23 protein-coding genes are annotated in these 16,955 nt (G+C 66.4%); 15 read left to right on the top strand and 8 right to left on the bottom strand.

All coding sequences use genetic code 11. The features are described from left to right. Positions 1 to 8: 8 nt before the first annotated feature. A complete protein-coding gene (gene upp, locus LTA6_RS02550) occupies positions 9 to 641 on the bottom strand; it encodes a uracil phosphoribosyltransferase (RefSeq protein WP_341975899.1) in 633 nt (210 codons plus the stop codon). 91 nt (positions 642 to 732) lie between these two features. Between upp and tadA the strand changes: the two genes are divergently transcribed. Continuing rightward, entirely contained in the window at positions 733 to 1,188 is a 456-nt protein-coding gene (tadA, locus tag LTA6_RS02545; protein WP_341975898.1) for a tRNA adenosine(34) deaminase TadA, read from the top strand. Positions 1,189 to 1,190: 2 nt separating this feature from the next. Here tadA and LTA6_RS02540 read toward each other — a convergent pair whose 3' ends face one another. Continuing rightward, positions 1,191 to 2,162: a cation diffusion facilitator family transporter gene (locus LTA6_RS02540; protein WP_341975897.1), complete on the bottom strand. Its 972-nt coding sequence runs from the start codon at positions 2,160 to 2,162 to the stop codon at positions 1,191 to 1,193. Positions 2,163 to 2,221: 59 nt separating this feature from the next. Here LTA6_RS02540 and proC point away from each other — a divergent pair, with 59 nt between their 5' ends. Both proC and LTA6_RS02530 read left to right on the top strand, forming a co-directional pair. Then, positions 2,222 to 3,061 (top strand): pyrroline-5-carboxylate reductase, encoded by an 840-nt coding sequence (gene proC, locus LTA6_RS02535; protein ID WP_341975896.1) that lies wholly within the window; start codon positions 2,222 to 2,224, stop codon positions 3,059 to 3,061. Positions 3,062 to 3,064: 3 nt separating this feature from the next. Further along, entirely contained in the window at positions 3,065 to 3,352 is a 288-nt protein-coding gene (locus tag LTA6_RS02530; protein WP_341975895.1) for a DUF1905 domain-containing protein, read from the top strand. 7 nt (positions 3,353 to 3,359) lie between these two features. Here LTA6_RS02530 and LTA6_RS02525 read toward each other — a convergent pair whose 3' ends face one another. Beyond that, positions 3,360 to 4,031: a TrkA family potassium uptake protein gene (locus LTA6_RS02525; RefSeq protein ID WP_341975894.1), complete on the bottom strand. Its 672-nt coding sequence runs from the start codon at positions 4,029 to 4,031 to the stop codon at positions 3,360 to 3,362. After that, positions 4,024 to 5,454, bottom strand: a complete 1,431-nt coding sequence (locus tag LTA6_RS02520; protein ID WP_407358565.1) for a TrkH family potassium uptake protein — start codon at positions 5,452 to 5,454, stop codon at positions 4,024 to 4,026. Before LTA6_RS02520 ends, LTA6_RS02525 begins: the two co-directional genes overlap by 8 nt. A 107-nt stretch (positions 5,455 to 5,561) precedes the next feature. Between LTA6_RS02520 and LTA6_RS02515 the strand changes: the two genes are divergently transcribed. Then, positions 5,562 to 5,978, top strand: coding sequence for a metalloregulator ArsR/SmtB family transcription factor (locus tag LTA6_RS02515; protein WP_341975892.1), 417 nt, complete (start codon positions 5,562 to 5,564; stop codon positions 5,976 to 5,978). A 49-nt stretch (positions 5,979 to 6,027) separates the two neighbouring features. Here LTA6_RS02515 and LTA6_RS02510 read toward each other — a convergent pair whose 3' ends face one another. Both LTA6_RS02510 and LTA6_RS02505 read right to left on the bottom strand, forming a co-directional pair. After that, positions 6,028 to 6,843, bottom strand: a complete 816-nt coding sequence (locus LTA6_RS02510; RefSeq protein WP_341975891.1) for an ABC transporter permease — start codon at positions 6,841 to 6,843, stop codon at positions 6,028 to 6,030. Next, positions 6,840 to 7,733, bottom strand: coding sequence for an ATP-binding cassette domain-containing protein (locus LTA6_RS02505; protein WP_341975890.1), 894 nt, complete (start codon positions 7,731 to 7,733; stop codon positions 6,840 to 6,842). Before LTA6_RS02505 ends, LTA6_RS02510 begins: the two co-directional genes overlap by 4 nt. A 102-nt stretch (positions 7,734 to 7,835) precedes the next feature. On the opposite strand from LTA6_RS02505, the gene LTA6_RS02500 reads away from it, so the two are divergent. From LTA6_RS02500 to LTA6_RS02450, 11 genes are all read left to right on the top strand, one after another. Further along, positions 7,836 to 8,768, top strand: coding sequence for a TetR/AcrR family transcriptional regulator (locus LTA6_RS02500; protein WP_341975889.1), 933 nt, complete (start codon positions 7,836 to 7,838; stop codon positions 8,766 to 8,768). A 41-nt stretch (positions 8,769 to 8,809) separates the two neighbouring features. After that, positions 8,810 to 9,745, top strand: a complete 936-nt coding sequence (locus LTA6_RS02495) for a cyclase family protein (protein WP_341975888.1) — start codon at positions 8,810 to 8,812, stop codon at positions 9,743 to 9,745. A 75-nt stretch (positions 9,746 to 9,820) separates the two neighbouring features. Further along, on the top strand, positions 9,821 to 10,012 hold the full coding sequence (locus tag LTA6_RS02490) for a helix-turn-helix domain-containing protein (protein WP_341975887.1): 192 nt from the start codon (positions 9,821 to 9,823) through the stop codon (positions 10,010 to 10,012). A gap of 15 nt (positions 10,013 to 10,027) precedes the next feature. Continuing rightward, positions 10,028 to 10,513, top strand: coding sequence for a hypothetical protein (locus LTA6_RS02485; RefSeq protein WP_341975886.1), 486 nt, complete (start codon positions 10,028 to 10,030; stop codon positions 10,511 to 10,513). A gap of 115 nt (positions 10,514 to 10,628) precedes the next feature. Continuing rightward, positions 10,629 to 10,727, top strand: coding sequence for a 30S ribosomal protein bS22 (locus LTA6_RS02480; protein WP_003792170.1), 99 nt, complete (start codon positions 10,629 to 10,631; stop codon positions 10,725 to 10,727). Between the two features lie 95 nt (positions 10,728 to 10,822). Then, the gene (locus LTA6_RS02475) at positions 10,823 to 11,125 is read left to right on the top strand and encodes a rhodanese-like domain-containing protein (RefSeq protein WP_341975885.1); all 303 of its coding nucleotides are present in this window, start codon (positions 10,823 to 10,825) and stop codon (positions 11,123 to 11,125) included. Next, positions 11,122 to 11,385 carry a glutaredoxin family protein gene (locus LTA6_RS02470; RefSeq protein WP_341975884.1) on the top strand — a complete coding sequence of 88 codons (264 nt, stop codon included), beginning with the start codon at positions 11,122 to 11,124 and terminating at the stop codon, positions 11,383 to 11,385. The genes LTA6_RS02475 and LTA6_RS02470 overlap by 4 nt, the downstream gene beginning before the upstream one ends. Further along, a complete protein-coding gene (locus LTA6_RS02465) occupies positions 11,382 to 11,684 on the top strand; it encodes a Dabb family protein (protein ID WP_341975883.1) in 303 nt (100 codons plus the stop codon). The genes LTA6_RS02470 and LTA6_RS02465 overlap by 4 nt, the downstream gene beginning before the upstream one ends. Before the next feature lie 142 nt (positions 11,685 to 11,826). After that, a complete protein-coding gene (locus tag LTA6_RS02460) occupies positions 11,827 to 12,633 on the top strand; it encodes a basic amino acid ABC transporter substrate-binding protein (protein ID WP_341975882.1) in 807 nt (268 codons plus the stop codon). A 34-nt stretch (positions 12,634 to 12,667) separates the two neighbouring features. Beyond that, the gene (locus LTA6_RS02455) at positions 12,668 to 13,465 is read left to right on the top strand and encodes an amino acid ABC transporter permease (protein ID WP_341975881.1); all 798 of its coding nucleotides are present in this window, start codon (positions 12,668 to 12,670) and stop codon (positions 13,463 to 13,465) included. Beyond that, a complete protein-coding gene (locus LTA6_RS02450) occupies positions 13,462 to 14,217 on the top strand; it encodes an amino acid ABC transporter ATP-binding protein (protein WP_341978520.1) in 756 nt (251 codons plus the stop codon). Before LTA6_RS02455 ends, LTA6_RS02450 begins: the two co-directional genes overlap by 4 nt. A 109-nt stretch (positions 14,218 to 14,326) precedes the next feature. Here the strand turns inward: LTA6_RS02450 and LTA6_RS02445 are convergent, their stop codons facing one another. Beyond that, entirely contained in the window at positions 14,327 to 14,509 is a 183-nt protein-coding gene (locus LTA6_RS02445) for a YegP family protein (RefSeq protein WP_341975880.1), read from the bottom strand. Between the two features lie 141 nt (positions 14,510 to 14,650). Continuing rightward, on the bottom strand, positions 14,651 to 16,930 hold the full coding sequence (locus LTA6_RS02440) for a glycoside hydrolase family 3 C-terminal domain-containing protein (protein ID WP_341975879.1): 2,280 nt from the start codon (positions 16,928 to 16,930) through the stop codon (positions 14,651 to 14,653). Positions 16,931 to 16,955 lie beyond the last annotated feature (25 nt).

The following is a 16,955-nucleotide window of genomic DNA, read 5'->3' as shown; positions in this document are numbered from 1 at the left end:
GCGCGGCGTCAGACGGTGCCGTACAGGCGATCGCCGGCGTCGCCGAGGCCGGGCACGATGTAGCCCTTCTCGTTGAGTCGCTCGTCGAGCGCACCCAGCACGAGGGTGACGTCGCGGTCACCGACCATGTTCTCGATGAAGGCCACGCCCTCGGGGGTGCCGAGAAGGCAGATCGCCGTGACATCCTGCGCACCGCGCTTGAAAAGGAAGTCGATCGCCGCGCCCAATGAGCCACCGGTGGCCAGCATCGGGTCGATCGCGAAGCACTGGCGGTCGCTCAGATCATCGGGCAGGCGCTCGGCGTAGGTCGTCGGCTCGAAGGTCTCCTCATCGCGCACCATGCCGAGGAATCCGACCTCGGCGGTCGGCAGCAGCTTGACCATGCCCTCGAGCATGCCGAGTCCGGCGCGCAGAATCGGCACGACGATCGGCCGCGGCTCGGAGATCTTCACGCCCATCGTCTTGGTCACGGGAGTCGTGATCTCGATCGGCGACACCTTGACGTTGCGCGTCGCCTCGTAGGCGAGCAGCGTCACGAGCTCCTCGGTCAGCTGACGGAACACCGGCGACGGAGTGCGCTCATCGCGCAATACCGACAGCTTGTGGGTGATGAGGGGGTGGTCGGCCACATGAACGCGCATGAATACAGGCTAATGCGCGGTGCGCTCCCGCACGACATCGGATGCTTCGCACCCAGCCGGCCACCGTCGCCCGCTGTCGTAGGCTCAACGCATGACCACAGCCGACCTCGGTGCGATGCAGCGTGCCCTCGCGCTGGCGACGGAAGCGGCGTCGGCCGATGAGATCCCCGTGGGCGCCGTCATCCTCGACGGCGACGGGCACATCGTCGCCGAGGGCCGCAACACACGCGAGGCGACGCACGACCCCACCGGTCACGCCGAGGTCGAGGCGCTGCGCCGGGCGGCGGCATCCGCCGGAACATGGAATCTCGAGGGCCACACCCTCGTCGTGACTCTCGAACCGTGCGTGATGTGCGCGGGTGCGATCCTGCAGGCGAGGATCGGGCGCGTCGTCTTCGGCGCCTGGGACGACAAGGCCGGCGCGGCCGGATCGATGTACGACCTCCTGCGCGACCGCCGCCTGCCGTACCGTGCCGAGGTCATCGGCGGGGTGGAAGCGGATGCCGCCACCGCACTGCTCCGCGACTTCTTCGAGCAGCGGCGCTGAGCTCAGTCCGAGGACTTCAGCACGAACACGTCGGTGGACGGCTCGGGATCGATCGCCGGCCGGTAGACGTCTGGCTCGATGTACACCGCGCGTGCGACGGGCACAGCCGCCCGGATCCGTGCTTCGATCTCGTTGATGTCGTCAGCCGCCTCACGCACGCTCTTGTCCGAGGCGAGCGCGACCTTCGCGGCGACCAGGAGCTCGTCCGGGCCGAGGTAGAGGGTCTTGATGTGGATGAGCTTCTCCACCTCAGGGCCGTCGTTGATCGCGTCGACGATGCGGTCATGGTCACCCGCGTTGGCCCCCTCGCCGACGAGCAGGCTCTTGGTCTCGATGCCGAGCACGATCGCGATCATCACCAGCAGGGTGCCGATCATCAGCGTTCCGATCGCATCGAAGACCGGGTTGTGGGTGATCACCGTGAGCCCGACGCCGAGCAGTGCGAAGGTCAGGCCAATCAGCGCCCCGATGTCCTCGAGCAGCACGACGGGAAGCTCGGGTGCCTTCGCGCGCCGTACGAATGACACCCAGGACTGGCCCTTCTCCCGCACCAGGTTGCTCTCGCGGACCGCGGTGCGCAAGGAGAACGACTCCAGGCCGATCGCCACGACGAGAACGACGATCGGGAGCCACCACCACGCCGGATCCAGCTCGTGCGGGTTGGTCAGCTTGTCCACGCCTTCGTAGATGGCAAAGAGTCCGCCGACAGAGAAGAGGATGATCGAGACGACGAATGCGTAGACGTAGCGCTCGCGGCCGTAGCCGAAGGGGTGGGCTTTGTCGGCCTCGCGCTTCGCCTTGCGCCCACCGAGCAACAGGAGCAACTGGTTGCCGGAGTCGGCGAGGGAGTGCACCGCCTCAGCGAGCATCGACGCGGAACCGGAAAGCGCCCACGCCACGAACTTCGCCAGTGCGATGCCCATATTCGCCAGGAACGCCGCGACGATGGCCTTATTGCCTCCGGATGCACTCATGTGTCGAGTCTAATTCCGCACCCCGTCGATCCGCCGAGCGCTCGCCATAGGATGGCGACATGGTTGCCTCTCTCCCCGCTCTCGCCTTCCTCGGCGCCGGTTCCATGGGCGGCGCGATCCTTCGCGGCGTCGTGGCCTCCGGAATCGAGATCGATGGCGGAATCACCGCCACCAATCGCACCCGGTCGAAGGCGAACGAGCTCGCCGATCTGCCAGGAGTGCGCAGCATCGCGCTCGAGGAGAATCCGAAAGGCAACGCGGATGCCGTCGCCGGCGCCCGCATCATCCTCGTCGGTGTGAAGCCGGCGATGGTGCCGGACCTGCTTCGCGAGATCGCTCCGGATCTCGCCCCCGACGCGATCGTGGTGAGCCTGGCGGCGGGCGTCACCCTGCGCACCTTCGCCGACGCGCTCGGCGACGACGCGCGCGCCATCCGCTCGATGCCGAACACTCCGGCGACGGTGCGCAAGGGCGTGACCGGGCTCGCCGCGGGAGCCTCAGCGTCCGCCGATGACCTGGCACTCGTCCGGCGTCTGTTCGAGACGGTCGGCGCCGTGATCGAGGTGCCGGAATCGCAGATCGACGCGCTTTCGACGATCTCGGGCTCGGGCCCCGCATACGTCTATCTGCTCGTCGAGGAGTTCACCAAGGCCGCGATCGGGATGGGCTTCTCCGAGGCAGATGCCCGCCTCATGGCGGAGCAGACCTTCATCGGCGCGACGGCACTGCTCGACGCCTCCGGTGAAGACCCGGCCGAGCTCCGCCGCCGTGTCACCAGTCCCAAGGGGACGACCGAACGGGCGATCGCCGTGCTGCAGGATGCGCACCTCGACGGTACGTTCGCTGATGCGGCCGCCGCGGCGCTTGCCCGCGCCAAGGAGCTCGCGGCCGGGGCCTGAGCCATGCAGCTGCGTTTCTCCGGCGAGATCTGGTTCTGGCGCGGACCTGCGCCGTTCCATTTCGTCACGGTCCCGCCCGCCGAAGCGGAGATGATCCACGACGTGTCCACGGTGGTCACCTACGGGTGGGGCATGATCCCGGCATCCGTCACCATCGGTGCCAGCACCGTCACCACCGCGCTCTGGCCGAAGGACGGCGGCTACATCGTGCCGATCAAGAAGGCGCTGCAGGACCGCGAGGACATCGGAGTCGACGATGTCGTCGACATCGTGCTCGAGATCGACGCCTGAAGCGAGGTCAGCGGTCGAGGGCGGCGAAGCGCTCGATGTCGCTGTTAGTGCCGGAGACGATGATGAGGTCGTGGTTCGTGACGATGGTGTTCGCCTCGGCGTAGCGGAACGGCTTGCCCGGACTCTTCACTCCGACCACGGTGACCTTGTACTTCGTCCGGACTCCGGATTCGTTGAGTCCCACGCCGCGGATGAACTTCGGCGGGTACATCTTCGCGAGCACGAAGTCGTCGTCGAACCGGATGAAATCCAGCATCCGCCCGCTGACCAGGTGCGCCACGCGTTCGCCGGCCTCGCGCTCGGGGTAGATGACATGGTTCGCGCCGACGCGGGCGAGGATCTTGCCGTGCGACTGCGAGACGGCCTTGGCCCAGATCTGCGGCACCTTCAGGTCGACGAGATTCGCGGTGATGAGCACGGAGGCCTCGATCGAGGAGCCGACGGCGACGACCGCGACCTGGAAGTCCGCTGCGCCGATCTGGCGCAGCGCGTCGAAGTTGCGGGCGTCGGTCTGCACGGTGTGCGTGACGCGTTCGGACCATTTCTGGACGAGTTCGAGATTGCCGTCGATCGCGAGCACCTCGCGGCCGAGACGGTCGAGTTCGCCCGCGCATGCGGCGCCGAACCGGCCGAGTCCGATCACGAGAACGGGCGCATCGCCCCGGAGGACTTCAACCAACGATCGGCCTTTCCACGGGCAGCGAGTACAGCTGCGATCGCGACGTCGCGGCGACTGCCGCGGCGAGAGTCACTGTACCAACGCGCCCCATGAAGATGGTGGCGGCGAGCACGTAGGCACCGGAGTCGGGGAGCTCGGCGGTGAGCCCCGAGCTGAGTCCGACGGTGGCGAATGCAGAGACGACGTCGAACAGCACGTGGCTGAGGTCCGCTTTGGTGATTTGGGAGATAACGATCGTGGAGAGCGCGACGATCGTCGCGCCCCAAGCGACGACGCTGAGCGCGACGCGCTGCACGTCGCTCGGGATGCGGCGGCCGAACACCTCGACAGCCTGGCGACCTTTCGCCTCCGACCACACGGCGATGGCCAGGACGGCGAGCGTGGTGACCTTGATTCCACCGGCAGTGGAGGCGGAGCCGCCGCCCACGAACATGAGCATGGTCGCAACCAATTGCGACGAGCCATTGAGGTCGGCGATGTCGATGACCGAGAACCCGCCGGAGCGTGTCATCGCGGAGAGGAAAAAGGCCTGGAAGGTCGTGTCAGCGGCATCCATCGAGCCGAACGTTCGCGGGTTGTTGTACTCGAGGATGAGGAAGACCGCAGCTCCCAGCACGAACAGCAGAATCGTCGTGACGAGGGTGAGCTTGGTATGCAGCGACCAGCGTTTCACGTGCCAGACATGCTTGGCCAGCGAGTAGATCACCGGGAACCCGACGCTGCCGAGGAACACCCCGGCCATCAGCAGCGTGAGAACGAGATAGTCGTCGGCGAATACCGCGACCCCGCCCGCGTTCGGCGCGAACCCGGTGTTCGTGAAGGCCATCGCTGCGAAGTAGGGAGCCTCCCAGAGCGCGGTGACCGCATCGACACCGGCCGCTACCAGTGCCGGATACAGCAGCACGGCGAGGACGCCTTCGATGATGAGCGTGGACAGTGCAACGGTCGTCAGCAGCTGGCCGACCTCGCCGAGCCGCACGGTCTGGCTCTCGTTGACCGGCCCGCCGTGCGCCCGAAGCGGGTTTGTATCGCCCGCCGCCATGAGCTTCGCGCGCAGCCCCAGCCGCTTGGAGATCAGCATGCCCATCAGGGAGGCGAGCGTGAGCACGCCCAGAGCGCCGATGTTCACGCCGACGAAGACCACCACATGGCCGAAGGGCGACCAGTGCGTCGCCATGTCGACCGTCGAGAGGCCGGTCACGCAGATCGTGGAGACGGCGGTGAAGAGCGCGTCGGCGAGGGGCGTGACCGTGCGGTTCGCCGACGCGATCGGAAGCGACAGCAGCACGGTGAAGACGAGGATCAGCAGGGCGAAGATGATGATCGCAAAGCGTGACGGCGAGGAGGTGATGAGGCGTTTGAACCAGGCCCCCGCGCTCTTGAGGCGCTCCGCCGGAGACGATGCAGACACGATGCTCGACATCGCGTCCCCCTTTTCATCACCGGTGCCCGTCGTCCAGACGGCCGCACGACGCCTCTCGTCGAGCCTTCGTCATGGTACTCCGTGGCTGGGACGACTACCCTGATCACATGACGGACATCTTCGACGTGATTGCAGACGGCACGAGGCGCGACATCCTCCAGCTCCTGCTGCAACGCACCACTGATGGGGATGCCGGAACCAGCGTGAGTCAGATCGTCGCCGAACTCGGCATCAGCCAGCCGACGGTCTCCAAACACCTGAAGGTGCTCCGTGACGCGGAGCTCGTGACTGTGCGAGAAGACGGCCAGCGGCGTTTCTACAGCCTCGAGGTCAATCCGCTCGAGGTCGTGGACGACTGGCTGGTGCCGTTCCTCGTCGACGCGTTCGGCGACAGCGCACCCGACTTCGACTACTCGGCGCTGCCGCTGCCCGATGGCGCCGCACATGCGGCGGAGGTCGTCGGCCGCGCCGCCGCCTCCGCCAAGCACGTGGTCACGTCGGCGTTGAAGAGGCTCGGCGCCTGATCAGCCGCCGTTGAGCGTCGCGTCCTGCGACGCCCAGGCGCCTTGAGGCTCAGCGCCGGGCAGCCTTGCGTCGGAACAGCCACGCGCCCCAGACGACCGCCACGGCCAGGATCGCCAGGCACCAGCCGACAGCCCACAGCGGCTCCGTGCTGAGCGGAGCATCCATCAGCAGTCCGCGGATCGTCTCGACGATCGGTGTGATCGGCTGGTTCGCGGCGACGGGCTGCAACCACTCCGGCATGCTCGCCACCGGCACGAAAGCGCTAGAGAGATACGGGAGGAAGAGCAGCACGAACCCGTAGCCGTTCGCTCCCTCCGGGCTGCCTGCGGCGAGTCCGATCGCGGCGAACAGGTAGGTGATCGCGAGGATGTAGAGCGCGATCATCGCCGTCATCCCGATCCATTCGATGAGGGTGGCGGTGGGGCGGAAGCCGACGAGGATCCCGACTCCGATCACGATCGCCGTTGCGACGAGGTTGCGCAGCACGCTCGCGACGACGTGCCCGGTGAGCACGGCGCCGGCGCGCAGTGGCATCGTCCGGAAGCGGTCGATGATGCCGCTGCGCATGTCGTTGGCGACATAGACGGCGGTGGACGAAGCACCGAAGCCGGCGCAGGTGAGGATGATCCCTGGGACGACGTAGTCGACGTAGGCGCCGGAGGGATCGATCGCGCCGCCGAACACCCAGGTGAACATGAGCATGAGCATCACGGGAAGCATGATCGCCATCAGCAGCGACTCACCGTCGCGGAGCGAATGGCGAAGGCTCCGGCCGACGAAGACCATCTCGGCGGTGGCACCGCGGAGGCGGGGTCGGACGGATGCGGTGGCGTGAGGCAACGATGGGGCGATGGCGATGTTCATGCGGACTCCTTCACGGTCGAGTGCTCAGTTGTGCGGGCGGTGACGGCGAGGAAGACGTCATCGAGAGTGGGGCGACGCAGCGTGACGGCGCCGTCTGCGCCCTCCTCGTCGAGCTGATCCAGTGCTCGCCGGAGGCCTGCGACGGTTCCGTCGGTCGGGAGCTCTCGGAGCAGGTCGCCGTGGCTGTCGTGGAGTTCGACGGTCTCGCCGCCGATGCGGGACTTCAGCTCGGCGGCTGTGCCGAGCGCCGCGATGCGACCGTCGTGCAGCACCGCGATCCGGTCGGCCAGCTGGTCGGCCTCCTCGAGATACTGCGTCGTGAGGAAGACGGTCGTCCCGGACGCGGCGAGCGAGCGGATGATGTCCCAGAGGTCACGTCGACTTCGTGTGTCCAGTCCGGTGGTCGGCTCGTCGAGGAACAGGACCTCCGGCGTCACGACGAAGCTCAACGCCAGGTCGAGACGTCGACGCATGCCTCCCGAGAACGTGCGGACGATTCGCGATGCGGCATCCGTCAGATCGAACTGCTCGATCAGATCGGATGCTCGCCGCACGGAGGCGGCCCTGCTGAGTCCGGCCAGCCGCGCGAACATCACGACGTTCTCGGTGGCGGTGAGTGCATCGTCGACGGCGGCGGACTGCCCGGTCAGGCTGATCCGCTGCTGCACCTGCACGGAGTGCGTGCGCACGTCGAAGCCGGCGACGCTCGCCGTTCCGGCATCCGCCTGCGTGAGCGTGGTGAGGATGTTGATGATCGTCGTCTTGCCCGCGCCATTGGGCCCGAGCAGTGCGAACACCTCGCCGCGGGAGACGGTGAGATCCAGGCCGTCGATCACGGTCCGGCTGCCGAAGCTCTGGCGCAGCCCCCGTGCGTCGATTGCTGTCGTCATCGTGAGTCCTTTCTGTGTATGATGAAAACTGTGTAGTACGTATAGCAACTGTGTATGACCATAACACACTGTTTACTTAATAAACAGAAGTACGATGAAGGCATGACTGAGCAGGAACCGCCCGAGCTGCCGCGGGGCATCGCATTGGCCTGGGGTGTGGCTGCCAATCCGCAGCGCGGACCCAAACGCGAGATGAGCGTCGAGCGCATCGTCGACGCCGCGGTCGAGCTGGCCGACGCCGAGGGCCTCGGCGCGGTCTCGATGGCCGCGGTCGCGTCGAAACTCGGCTTCACGCCGATGTCGTTGTACCGGTACGTCAGCGCGAAGGATGATCTCCTGCTGCTGATGCAGGAGGAAGCGACCGGCCTCCCGCCGGAGAGCCACCAGGATCTGGATGGCTGGCAGGCCCAGCTGCGCGCGCTCTTCGAGGCGCAGGTTCTTGTTTACCTGCGGCATCCGTGGATGCTGTCGCTGCCGATCTCAGGATCCCCGATCACACCGAACAGCTCGTCCTGGCTCGATGCGGGCCTCGCAGCTCTCGAGCCGACGCCGCTCACCGCGGAGGAACGCGTGGCCGTCGCGCTTTCGGTCACCGGGCACGCGCGCTGGTACGGAACAGTGCTCGCCGGGTACTCGGATTCGGCGCGAAGCAGCGGTCTCTCGCCCGACGAGGTCTCGGCTCGCGAGGCGGCCCTCTTCGATCGGGTGATCACCGCCGACGCCTACCCCGCGCTTCGGCACGCGATCGACGACGGTGTCTTCGTCTCCACCGCTGATCCCTTCCGCTTCGGCCTGGAACGGATCCTCGACGGCGTCGAGGCGTACATCGCGGGGCTCGACCGCGGGGAGCCGCACAGGGGCGAGTCGGAGTGGGTCGATGTCGAGCCCGCCGAACTCGCCGGTGACCGGCGGCTGCGTGAGGCGCGAAAGGCGGTGCGCGAGGCGGAGAAGGCGCTGCGCGCCGCTCGCAAACTCGAGAGGCAGTCGCTGCGCGAGGCGGGCGAGCGTCTGGCGAAGGCGAAGAAGCCGGTCTGATCCGACCCCACTCGCTGGTGCGGGTTTGCCATGATGTGGGGATGACTACTGCGGCAGCCGACTATCGGGCACATTTCGACTTCTCGATCTCGTTCGCGAACGGGGGAGGGATCAGCGGCGAAGGCTTCCGGCTCGATCTGCCCCACGCCGACATGACGGATGCCGAGGTCGGCAGGCTCCTGGTCCGGCACCTCGGGCTCGCCCTGGTCAGCGAGGTGGTCCTGCGCGATCTGCGCATCGTCGAAGAACCCCACCGGGGAAGCCGCGGCGTGGAGGCGGATGCCGGAACCGACGTCGCCGAACGCATCATCGATTGCAGCCATCCGATCGAGGCGGGCTTGGTGACGTACCCGGGGCTGCCGGCGCCGACGATCCACGCGCATCTGACCCGCGAGGATTCCCGTTCCAAGTACGCCCCCGGCACCGAGTTCGCGATGGACATCATCACGATGATCGGCAACACCGGCACCTACCTGGATTCGCCGTACCACCGGTATGCCGAGGGTGGCGATCTGGCCTCGCTCGACCTGAGCTCCCTCGTCGGCTTGCCCGCAGAGGTGTTCCATCTGCGTGACTCCTGGAGCGCGGAACAGCGCGGTATCCGTGCGGCGACGCTGGCCGATCGCGAGCTGCGGGGCGCAGCGGTACTGCTCGACACCGGCTGGAGCCGTCACTTCGGCACCCCGGAGTACGCACACGGCGCCCCGTTTCTCACGGAGGAAGGGGCACGCTTCCTCGTCGACGCCGGAGTCCGCCTGGTGGGCATCGATTCGCTCAACATCGACGACACCGAGAGCGGTGGCACGCGGCCCGCGCACTCGATCCTCCTCGCAGCCGGGGTGCACGTGGTGGAGCACCTGACGAGTCTTGACGACGTGCCGGCGCGAGGCGCCCGATTCACCGCCGCGCCACCGGCGATCCGCGGATTCGGCACATTCCCGGTGCGAGCCTTCGCCACGATCCCGGCATCCCACTGATCCCATCAGCCACATGGGTTTACACACGTCGCACCTTCCCCATAGAGTGTGCTCATTGAGAAAGGGGTACCGGGGATGCCCGAAGTTCCTGACGTCCGGTTCCTGACGGTGGCCGAGGTCGCCGAGATCATGCGCGTGTCGAAGATGACCGTGTACCGTCTCGTGCACGCCGGCGAACTGCCGGCGATCCGTTTCGGTCGCAGCTACCGCGTGCCCGAGTCGGCGGTCGCCGACGCCCTGCAGCGGCCCATCTCAGACGTCGGCTAGCCGCAAGGAGAAGACGTGGACACCAGCACGTTCTACGCCCTCTTCTCCGCGACCTGCTTCACGCTCACCGGCCTGTGGTGGAACGTCGTCCGCGCACGCCGCGACTGGACGTCGGATCCGGCGATGCGCCGGACGATCGGCGGCATCTACCTGTCGTTCCTGCTGCCGGCGCTGATGGGACTCTTCGCCCAGGTCGGCGGCACCGAAAGCCCCATCATGTGGCGCGCCTCTTTCGTGGTGCTCGCCGTCGTCGGGGGAGTGTCGATGCTGCGTCTGGTTTCGCAGGCTCGCGGTGACGGGACACCGGTGGCCGTGCGGTGGACCCAGATCGGCACCGTCGTCGTGTACGCGGCGATCGCCGTGATCGGAGTCGCCCCAGAGATCGCCGGCTCTGTCGGACTCAAGGGGATTCAGGTCGAGGCGCTGCTGCTGATCACGCTGATCGCCCTCGGACACGCGCTCGTGTGGCGCTTCATGGTCACGCAGGATGCGCCCGATTGATGCCCGTGCGGCGAGGGCGCTCCGGTTTGCTAGACTGATCCGAGGCATTTTTTCCGTGCCCAAACCCGGGCGTCCGGTATCCGAGACGCCCAGCCCCTGACTTAGTGAGGTTTCCGTGGGTTCTGTCATCAAGAAGCGCCGCAAGCGCATGGCGAAGAAGAAGCACCGCAAGCTGCTTCGTAAGACTCGCCACCAGCGCCGCAACAAGAAGTAAGCGGCCAAGACACCGAGCGCCTGTCTCCGGACGGGCGCTTTGTGTCTCTGCGCCCGAATGTGAACACCGATTACGTGAACCACCGTGAGGATGCCATGAAGTCGATCACCATCGCCGATCTCGCCGTGCGTCAGAGCACGCCGCTCATCGATGTGCGCGAGAAGAACGAGTTCGCTTCGGGTCATGTTCCCGGCGCCGTGAACATCCCGATGTCCGAGATCGGGAATCGGCTCGAAGAGCTTCCGGCGGAGGCCTTCGACGTGATCTGCCAGGTGGGCGGGCGCTCGGCGCGAGTCGTCGAGGCGCTGGAGGCGCGCGGCTACGACGTCACCAATGTCGATGGCGGCACCGGCGAGTGGGTCGCCCAGGGGCATCCGGTCGAGGTGCCCTCGGCGTGATCACGCTCACCCTCATCGGCAAGCCGGACTGCCATCTCTGCGACGTCGCGTCCGAGATCATCGACACTGTCGTCGCCGACCTGCCGGATGCGGCTGCCGAGCAGATCGAGATCGTCGAGGCATCCATCCAGGACGACCCCGCACTGTACGAGCTGTGGTGGGAGAAGATCCCGGTCGTCCTGATCGACGGCGAACTCCACGCGCACTGGCGGCTGTCTGCTGACCGTCTGCGCCAGTCCCTCGAGGAGGCCCTTCGATGACCATCCGGCACGTCGTGACCTGGAAACTCGCTGCCGAGGACGCCGCTGAGCGTTCCGCACAGGCGGTGGAGGTCGCTCGGCGGCTGAACGCGCTGGACGGCGTCGTTCCCCAGCTGCTGTCGATCTCGGCCGGCGCGAATGCCGCGTACCCGGACGCCAACTGGGACGTCACTCTCATCGCGGACTTCGCCTCCGTCGCCGCGCTCGAGGAGTACCAGGTGCACCCCGCTCACGAAGATGTCGCCGTCTACATCCGCTCGGCGGTGGCCTCTCGGGTCGCCGTCGACTTCGAGGTCTGACCGTCGAATCCGGTTAACGGTCACTTGCAACACAACTGTGACCCGTGGTGGGCCGATGTTGTTGGGTCAGCCGATGGACGGCGTGTCAAGATGTTCTCCTACCCGTTCGTGTGGCCTCCGGCCCTCGTCTCCAGGAGCTGACATGCAGCGTCGCAACATCTTCGCCGGGATCGCCCTCGCGGCGACCGCCACTCTCGCCCTCGCCGGCTGCGCCGGTGGAAGCGGTGGATCCGACGGCGCCGCCGACAACGAGTTCGACCTCATCGAGGCCGGTACGCTCACCGTCTGCTCCGACATCCCCTACGCGCCCTTCGAGTTCGAAGGCGGCGACAACGGGACCGGCTACACGGGCTTCGACATCGACCTGCTCGACGCGATCGCGAAGAAGCTCGATCTGAAGCTCGCGGTTCAGGACGTCGGCTTCGAAGCTCTGCAGTCCGGCACCACGCTTGCATCGGGCACGTGCGACGTCGGAGCCTCCGCCATGACGATCACCGAAGAGCGCGAGAAGAACATCGACTTCTCCGACCCGTATTACGAGTCGCTGCAGTCGCTCCTGGTGCGCACCGACTCCGGCATCAAGTCGATCGATGAGCTCGAAGGCAAGAATGTCGGCGTGCAGCAGGGCACCACCGGCGAGGCGTACGCCAACGAGAACGCCACTGGCGCCGAGATCGTGCAGTACCCGTCGGATGGCGAGCTGTGGCCCGCGATGCAGTCGGGTCTGATCGACGCGATCCTGCAGGATCAGCCGGTGAACCTCGAGCACGAGAAGGCCGATAAGGCGTACAAGATCGTCGAGGAGTACGAGACCGGCGAGTCCTACGGCTTCGCCTTCGCGAAGGGCGAGAAGGACGCGTTGCTCGAGGCGGTCAACGGTGCGCTGAAGGAGCTGCAGGACAGCGGCGACTACCAGACCATCTACGACAATTACTTCACCGCGAAGTAATCGGCGAGCAGCGTAGATCAGGGAGACCTTGACAATGGCGTTGAGGCGCAGCACGAGAAGCAAGCTCTATCGGTACATCATCTACGCGGTGCTGATCGCGATCGTCGTCTGGGCGGCGATCACCACCAACTGGGCGAGGATCGGGCCGCTGTTCTTCAACCCCGAAGTCGCGGTCAAGATGTTCCCCGGGATCATCACGACCGCTCTCGTCAACACGTTGTGGTTCACGGCGGTGGCGTTCACTGCAGGGCTGGTGCTCGGCGTCGTGCTGGCGCTGCTGAAGCTCTCGAGCATCGGCCCGTTCCGCTGGATCGCCACGGCGTGGATCGAGCTTTTCCGCGGGCTCCCCGCGATTCTCACGATCTTCGGGGTGGCGTTCATCCTGCCGGTCGCATCGGGGGTCTCGGGTCGCGACCTCGGTGGCCCGGTGGTGCTGGGGCTCATCGGTCTCATCCTCGTGGCATCGGCCTACATGGCCGAGACCATTCGTGCCGGCATCCAGGCAGTGCCCAAGGGACAGACCGAGGCTGCACGCTCCCTCGGCATGTCCCCGATGAAGACCACGTTCTGGATCATCGTGCCGCAGGGGTTCCGCATCATCATCCCGCCGCTGACCAACGAGTTCGTGCTGCTGCTGAAGGACACCTCGCTCCTCTTCGTGGCGGGAACGTTCATCTGGTCGAAGGAGCTCACCAACTTCGCCCGTGATGCGGCGACCCAGAACACGAACGCGACGCCGCTGATCATGGCGGCGATCCTGTACTTGATCGTGACGATCCCCCTCACGCGCTTCAGCGCGTGGCTGGAACGACGGATGGCGAAGCAGCGATGATCACCGACCTGATTGATGTCCACGCCCCGGCGATCGACCTGCAAGGGCTCGTGAAGAGCTTCGGCGACAACGAGGTGCTCAAGGGCATCGACCTCACTGTCACCGCCGGCGAGGTCGTCTGCGTGATCGGCCCCTCGGGGTCGGGCAAATCGACGCTGTTGCGTTCGGTGAACCTGCTCGAGGAACCGACCGGCGGCAAGGTGCTCATCGAGGGCATCGACATCACCGATCCCGACGTCGACATCGACCGCGTGCGCACGCGCATCGGCATGGTGTTCCAGAGCTTCAACCTGTTCCCGCACCTCGACGTCATGGGCAACCTCATGATCGCGCAGCAGCGCGTAAAGAAGCGGTCCAAGGCCGAGGCGGAGAAAGTCGCGCTCGCGATGCTCGCACGCGTCGGGCTGGCGGAGAAGGCGGATGCCTACCCCGGACACCTCTCCGGCGGTCAGCAGCAGCGTGTGGCGATCGCACGAGCACTGTGCATGAACCCCGACATGATGCTCTTCGACGAGCCGACGTCGGCGCTCGATCCCGAGCTCGTCGGCGAGGTGCTGCAGGTGATGCGCTCGCTCGCGGACGAGGGGATGACGATGCTCGTCGTCACCCACGAGATGGGCTTCGCCCGCGAGGTCGGCTCACGCCTGATCTTCATGGACGGCGGCCACATCGTCGAACAGGGTGACCCGCGCGAAGTGCTCGGCAACCCGCAGCATCAGCGCACCAAGGACTTCCTTTCCCGGGTGCTCTAGTCTCGGACGCCGGCCACGGGCCACGCGCCGAAACCCCCGGATATCGCCGAAACCCCCTCGTACTGACGTCAGTACGAGGGGGTTTCGACGTCAAGCGGGGGTGTCGGCGTCAGCCGTCGGTCTCAACAACCTCGGCATCGGCGGCGTTGCGCTTCACCGAATCGATGCCGTTCTGCGCGCCGGACTTCGAGGCGTAGCCCTGCCCGGTGGCGATGACCTCGCCGTTGCCGGCCTTCAGCCGGAACCGCCAGTCGCCGCCCTTGTCCTGATACAGCTCGAACTTGCCCGCCATGAGGCGTCCTCTCTCTTCCGAATAGAGAGAGCGACGCCCCCTCGAGCAACACGCTAGCCCTCGTGCTTCCGCTGCGGAAGAGTGAGGTGAGCCCCTGGCGGGATTGGTCCGCGCCAGGGGCTCATCGGCGTGCGGATGGGCTCAGCGAGGGGCGTTGGCCATCACGATCAAGGATTCGATCATCTCGTCGTCGATCCCGGAGCCTTCGCCACCGGCGAGGCTCGTCACCATGCCGGCGCGTCCGAACGGGAACGAGCCGGCGAGCGAGGTGTACTCGACTCCTTCCGGCATGAGCGAGGCGCTGCGCTCTCGCATCGTGCCGAGCATCGGGGCGATCGCGGCCTCTACGACGGGACCAACGACGGGGTGCCGGAGGACCTCTCTGATCGTTGACGACCTGCTGATCGGCAGGACGACGTCGTCTCCGGCGATGTGGATGACGATACGGCCCCGGATGTCGCGGCTTGAAGCGGCGACGTCGATGACGTAGTCGCCTTCCTCGACGATCCAACTGTCCAGACGGATGTCCCAGTAGGCGAGGTCTTCTCGTCGGATCGTCAGCACGGCGTTCTCGACCTCTCCTGCGGCGAGGTCGACGACGGTGAACGCTTTGAGTTCTCGGACGGGACGTTGCGCCTCACCGTCCGGGAGGGAGACGTAAGCCTGTACCACCTCGCGGCCGGCGCGTTCACCGGTGTTGGTGATGGGCAGGGTGAGCTGCACGTCGCCGTTCTCGAGTGTCTCCGCTGACGCGTCGCCGTACGCGAATGACGTGTACGAGAGCCCGTGTCCGAACGGGTACGCGACTTCCAGGCGTCGTGCGTCGAACCAGCGATATCCGACGAAGAGTCCCTCGCTGTACCGCGTGTGGGAGAACTCGCCGGGCGCATCCAGGAAGGCCGGGGTGTCCTCGATCCGCAGCGGGATCGTCTCGGCGAGCTTGCCCGAGGGATTCACGTCCCCGAACAGCACATCGGCCACGGCCCCGCCTCCGGCCTGACCGAGAAGCCAGCCTTCCACGATGGCCGGCACACGCTGTGCGAAGGGCAGAGCGACCACACCGCCGTTGGACAGGACGACGACGGTTCGAGGGTTCGCTGCGATGACGTCGTCGAGAAGGGTGAGCTGCTCCGCAGGCAGATCGATGTTCTCGCGGTCGAAACCTTCGGACTCCCGCAGCGAGGGCAGCCCGAGGAACACCACGACGACCTCAGCGGAACCGGCGACGGCGACGGCCTCGTCGCGCAGCGCGACCATGTGCTCGTCGAGAGCATCCGCCGCAGTGCTGAAGCCCTGCGCGTACGTGACGACGCCGCCGGCACGTGCCCGGATCTTCTCGAGCGCATTGTCGAGTCTGGTCGGGTTGATCAGTGATGATCCCGCGCCCTGGAACCGGGGCATCTGCGCGAACTCACCGATGACCGCGATGTCAGCGCCGGCCGGCAACGGCAGGACGCGATCGTCGTTCTTGAGCAGCACGATCGAGCGGGCAGCGGCCTCCCGGGCCAGAGCATGGTGCGCTTCGATGTCGAGCGGTCCCGCGACGGATCCGGCACTACTCACGGACCGGCGTACGAGATCCAACACGCGCCCAGCCGAGGCATCGAGTACTTCCTCGCTCACAGAACCACGGCGAACCGCCTCGACGATCTGCTTGTCCGTGGCTCCTCCGGTGGCGGGCATTTCGAGATCGAGTCCGGCCGCCAGAGCGGCGACACGATCGTCGACGGCTCCCCAATCCGAGACCACGAGCCCGTCGAAGCCCCATTCATCGCGCAGGACGGTGCGGAGAAGCCACGGGTCTTCCGATGCGTAGACGCCGTTGATCCTGTTGTACGAACACATCACAGTCCAGGGGTGCGCATCCTGCACGACGCGCTGGAAACCGCGTAGATAGATCTCCCGCAGCGGACGCGGGTCGACGTCGGAACTCGACCGCATCCGATCGTTCTCCTGGTTGTTCGCCGCGTAATGCTTCAGCGACGCTCCGACCCCCTTTGACTGGATCCCGCGAACGATTGCCGCGCCGAGCACGCCCGAGATGATCGGATCTTCGGACAGGTACTCGAAATTGCGCCCGCACAGCACCGATCGCTTGATGTTGATGCCCGGTCCGAGCACGACCGCGACGTCTTCGATCGACGCTTCCGATCCCAAGGCTGCGCCGACGCGCTCGACGAGTTCGACGTCCCAGGAGGAGCCGAGCGCCACCGCTGGCGGGAAGCAGGTCGCCGGCTTGCTGCTTTTCAGTCCGAGGTGATCTCCGCCGTCCACCTGCTTGCGCAGGCCATGCGGGCCGTCGCTGAGCATCACGGAGGGGAGACCGACTCGAGCGATCGGTTGAGTGTGCCAGAAGCTGGATCCGCTGGCGAGCGAGGCCTTCTCCTCCAGGGTCAGGTCGGAGATCTCGGGGATAGTCATGCTGGTCCTTTCGCGGGGTGTCGTC

It is taken from the genome of Microbacterium sp. LTA6, assembly GCF_045690355.1.
Taxonomy (GTDB): domain Bacteria; phylum Actinomycetota; class Actinomycetes; order Actinomycetales; family Microbacteriaceae; genus Microbacterium.
Note: the sequence above shows the minus strand (reverse complement) of the source record. Positions and strands in the feature narration are given on the sequence as shown.